This is a genomic window from Litoribacterium kuwaitense, from assembly GCF_011058155.1.
In the GTDB taxonomy this organism is placed as follows: domain Bacteria; phylum Bacillota; class Bacilli; order Bacillales; family DSM-28697; genus Litoribacterium; species Litoribacterium kuwaitense.
This window is the reverse complement of record NZ_JAALFC010000082.1, coordinates 1-4164: the sequence shown is the minus strand read 5'-3', so window position 1 is coordinate 4164 and position 4164 is coordinate 1. Positions and strand designations below refer to the sequence as shown.

The 4164-nt window shown below is 42.1% G+C and carries 3 protein-coding genes, 6 tRNA genes and 1 rRNA gene; 9 read left to right on the top strand and 1 reads right to left on the bottom strand.

Features of this window, described 5'->3' with window-relative positions; genetic code table 11:
* The first annotated feature begins 54 nt into the window (after nucleotides 1-54).
* From rrf to G4V62_RS18835, 3 genes are all read left to right on the top strand, one after another.
* Nucleotides 55-169 (top strand): 5S ribosomal RNA (gene rrf / locus G4V62_RS18845).
* A 9-nt stretch (nucleotides 170-178) separates the two neighbouring features.
* A tRNA-Asn gene (locus tag G4V62_RS18840) sits at nucleotides 179-253 on the top strand.
* 7 nt (nucleotides 254-260) lie between these two features.
* Nucleotides 261-333: transfer RNA gene (locus G4V62_RS18835), tRNA-Thr, on the top strand.
* 605 nt (nucleotides 334-938) lie between these two features.
* Here the strand turns inward: G4V62_RS18835 and G4V62_RS18830 are convergent.
* A complete protein-coding gene (locus G4V62_RS18830; protein ID WP_165205158.1) occupies nucleotides 939-1685 on the bottom strand; it encodes a sirohydrochlorin chelatase in 747 nt (248 codons plus the stop codon).
* Nucleotides 1686-2240: 555 nt separating this feature from the next.
* Here G4V62_RS18830 and G4V62_RS18825 point away from each other — a divergent pair.
* The 6 genes from G4V62_RS18825 to G4V62_RS18800 all read left to right on the top strand — a co-directional run bounded on the left by G4V62_RS18825 (nucleotide 2241) and on the right by G4V62_RS18800 (nucleotide 4005).
* Nucleotides 2241-2312, top strand: a tRNA-Glu gene (locus G4V62_RS18825).
* Between the two features lie 70 nt (nucleotides 2313-2382).
* Nucleotides 2383-2467, top strand: a tRNA-Tyr gene (locus tag G4V62_RS18820).
* 3 nt (nucleotides 2468-2470) lie between these two features.
* A tRNA-Gln gene (locus tag G4V62_RS18815) sits at nucleotides 2471-2545 on the top strand.
* A gap of 1 nt (nucleotide 2546) precedes the next feature.
* Nucleotides 2547-2619: transfer RNA gene (locus G4V62_RS18810), tRNA-Lys, on the top strand.
* A 190-nt stretch (nucleotides 2620-2809) separates the two neighbouring features.
* Nucleotides 2810-3373: an RNA polymerase sigma factor SigW gene (gene sigW, locus G4V62_RS18805; protein WP_165205156.1), complete on the top strand. Its 564-nt coding sequence runs from the start codon at nucleotides 2810-2812 to the stop codon at nucleotides 3371-3373.
* Between the two features lie 17 nt (nucleotides 3374-3390).
* Complete coding sequence (locus G4V62_RS18800; protein WP_165205154.1) at nucleotides 3391-4005, top strand: zf-HC2 domain-containing protein; 615 nt, start codon at nucleotides 3391-3393, stop codon at nucleotides 4003-4005.
* Nucleotides 4006-4164: the final 159 nt, after the last annotated feature.

Genomic DNA, 4164 nt, shown 5'->3' with positions numbered 1-4164 from the left:
CTCTTGACATTTCGCAAGAAATGTTATACAATCATCCTTGTCATTTTAATAAGGTCTGGTGGCGATAGCGGAGAGGACACACCCGTTCCCATGCCGAACACGGAAGTTAAGCTCTCCAGCGCCGATGGTAGTTGGGGTCCGCCCCTGCAAGAGTAGGACGTTGCCAGGCCATTACCATTCCACAGTAGCTCAGTGGTAGAGCTATCGGCTGTTAACCGATCGGTCGCAGGTTCGAATCCTGCCTGTGGAGCCATTTTTATGCTTCCATAGCTCAGCCGGTAGAGCACCACCATGGTAAGGTGGGGGTCGCAGGTTCAAATCCTGTTGGAAGCTTAAAATGAATAGACGTGTAAAAGGTTCCTTGAAAAGTAGGAACCTTTTTTTGTTGTTTTGTTTTATATTGCTCACAGTTTTGGTCTGGCACAGGTTGATCATTAAATTGTGCTGCCATTGTGAGGCAGTCATAGTCAATTAAGTAAAGGCAGTTGTCAGTGACTTCAATATAACCAGTCGCTTGCCTAAATGAATATGGAGCAGTTATAGGTTCGCCGTTGATGTGAACGTCGACTTCCCAAGAGTGCTCAATGCCTTCCTCAGTCATTTGAAATACTAAGATGTTTCTTGCTTTTGCTTGACTTGAAAAATGCTCATAAAGGGATGCTAATGTCCAATCTTCGTCAACGAAAGATTGATATCTGTCAGCATTGACAATCCCGATAAAATTGGTATCACCAAAGTTCATACAAAATCTCATTATACACGTCTCCTCTCTGATTCATTGTGTCAAGTTTAAGCGAAAAAACGTTCTTTTGATAGCATTTTTAAAAAGCGAGCCGACTTGAGGAAGTCTATGGGTGAATCATCCGCTCTTGAGAGTGATTTGAGAGGGATGTAAGCGACAATGGACTTACCCCCGACCTAAGCCGGAGGTGATGTTCTTAAAATTGATATTCCTCCAGAGCGAGTGCTTCATTGATTCGTTCGATCCAAATATCTCTCAGCTCTGGAAGTGTGCTTAGATGGGGACAAAGGATGGCGGATGTTTTCTGTTGCTTTGCTTCACGTACTTTCTTTTGCAGGTGTTCGAGGGGGAACCCTGTGAACAAGAGATATGGGACGACAAAAACGGTGGAGTGAGGAGACAGTGCACTTTGGAATGTTTCACTAAATGATGGCTCCTGTTTAGTGAGATAACAAGCAATGACATGCTGGTGGCCTGAACGATAGCGAAAAGCCTCAACAAGCTCTTCGAAATCTTCTTTAGCTTGTTGGTCTTGGCTCCCCATATCAACGACGAGGATCGTGTCATCGGGGCCAGGGGTTTTTCCTGATTGCTTTACTTGTTGTTCGATAAGTGTAGGTATTTTCTGATGCACTTGAATTGCTTGACCGTATGCTGTGCGCACATGTGGCTTTTGGAGTAGGATACGGTCAGCAGCTTCTGGAATGGCTTGTTGGTGATGTTCTGTAGAAAACAATAGGATTGGCATAATTAAAATATCTCTAATCTCTTTACGAATCATCATATCTAATGCTTCAGGAATTGTAGGGGGTGTAAATTCTAAAAAAGCCGTCGACTGAATGGTTGCTTCCACTTGGCCTTGAAGCTTATGAACATATGCTTTAGCTTCACGTTGACCTGCGTCAGACTGTGTTCCATGACAAACGTATAGTATGCTCTTCAATGTCATTACGTTTCGAAAAACGGATTCCATCTAAATAGAGACTTTAAAATAACCATTTTTCAGTTGCATGTCAGCGATTTTTTTCATGAAGTCTTCAGGTCATTAAAATATAGGTCATTTTAAAGTGTGAAGATCTTGTTGATCAATGCCAAGATGTCTCTTTTTTTGACGACTTTAAAACGTGTTTTTCGATAACGTCTACCCTCCTTTATATTTAGCCATTTCGGAATGCAATTTCTGCTCGCGTGTGGACTTTAGACATTGTATTCCTCATCTAAACTTCATATTGCATCACCTCTCTAGTAATATCGTCTTAATCATATAATATTTTATATTTTCTATGAATTTTGTATATTGGAGCTATTAAACGAATTTTTTATCTCTTCATGATGAATGAACACCTTGTTTTTTTGAAAGAAAACATAAAGAATTATACAAATTTTATTGTTGATTGCCTTAAAATCAGTATGTATAAAAACTTCTACTTAACAAATATTAAAAAAGGCTTGTTTTTTTGTCGAATGGTATATATAATAAAGTCTGCTTTTGTAAAAAGGCCCGTTGGTCAAGTGGTTAAGACACCGCCCTTTCACGGCGGTAACACGGGTTCGAATCCCGTACGGGTCATTCTTTTCTTGAGAAGCTTTTTTACATAGCGTGCGCGCTTCTATTGTAGATAGAGGTTACGGTCTTACATGGAGGGGTAGCGAAGTGGCTAAACGCGGCGGACTGTAAATCCGCTCCCTCAGGGTTCGGCGGTTCGAATCCGTCCCCCTCCACCATTTTGGGCTATAGCCAAGCGGTAAGGCAACGGACTTTGACTCCGTCATGCGCTGGTTCGAATCCAGCTAGCCCAGCCACGAGCCATTAGCTCAGTCGGTAGAGCATCTGACTTTTAATCAGAGGGTCGGAGGTTCGAATCCTCCATGGCTCATCATAAGCAATTAAAATAATTAAACGACAAAAACAACCTTTTAGAGAAAAGGTTGTTTTGCTATACAGACATCTCCATTCATCCGTCTGCTGACACCTCAAAAAAATCCTCATATTTTTTTAATGAAAATGAAACCTTTCTATGCTCTAATACGTATAATCAGACTACCCGCAATGAGCGGAGGTAAACTATGGAACCAATTGTAAAGGAACGCATACAACAGGTCAAAAAAGGTGACCAAAATGCGTATGGCGACATTGTCGAGATTTATAAAAACAAAGTGTATCACATTTGCTATCGTATGCTCGGTAATGCCCATGAAGCTGAAGACATGGCACAGGAGGCATTTTTACGGGCTTACATGAACATTCATTCCTATGATCCGACAAAGAAGTTCTCCACGTGGCTTTACCGAATTGCCACAAATGTATCTATTGACCGGATCAGAAAAAGAAAGCCGGATTATTCACTTGATGCGACTGTCCCTGGAACGGAAGGGATGGATATGTATGCACAGCTTGCTGCATCTGACAAGCTTCCAGAAGAAGAGGTGGAGTCGCTTGAACTCCAGCGCTGGATTCAGGAAGAGATGATGAGTCTACCACCAAAATATCGCTCAGCGGTTGTGCTGAAATATATTGAGGAGCTCTCTCTAAAGGAAATCTCCGACATACTTGATATGCCGGTGAATACAGTCAAAACACGAATTCATCGTGGGCGAGAAGCATTACGAAAACGCTTGGGGAGAACCTGAAGGAAGGGGGAAGTCAGATGAAATGCTCTGAACATGTCATTGAATGGATGCATGACTTTTTGGATGGTGAACTTCCCAGGGAAAAGGAAAAAGAATTGCATCACCATTTGAATGAATGTGAAGGTTGTAAGCAGCATTATCTCGAATTAAAACGAACCGTTGCGATCATTCAGGCATCACCAAAGATGAAAGCCCCAGAAGGTTTCACAGCAGGTGTATTGCAGCGTTTGCCTAAAGAGAAGAAGACCATTTCCATGAAGCGATGGTTTCGTGCGCATCCAGTCATTACTGCGGCAGCTATTTTCTTCCTTCTATTCGTTGGAGGCGCTTCAACCGTTTGGACAGATCAAAATCAGCTGTCCATGTCATCGCAAAGCAACTTACTTGTCGAGGGTCAGACGGTGGTCGTCCCTGCAGGAGAAACCGTCGAAGGCGACGTGTTTGTGAAAAATGGCGATCTGGAAATTCGCGGAAAAGTCACAGGGGATGTGACCGTTATTAATGGTCAAGTACTGAACGGCGATAGTGAAAAATATTTAGCTCAGTCCGGCCAAGTGGTTGGTGATATTGAGGAAATAGATCAAGTGTTTGAATGGTTGCTCTATCAAATCAAATCAACCTTTGGGTTTTAAACAACCACCTTTAACATAACAAGCTCGAGGCGCTCAGCTTTCGAGCTTGTTTTATTTTTAGGCTCTACAATATTTGTTGGGGTTTACGAAAAAAAGAACAAAAAAATACACACAAGCTCCTATATCTTTACTACACTTGAGTTGTCGAAAACAAGAGAG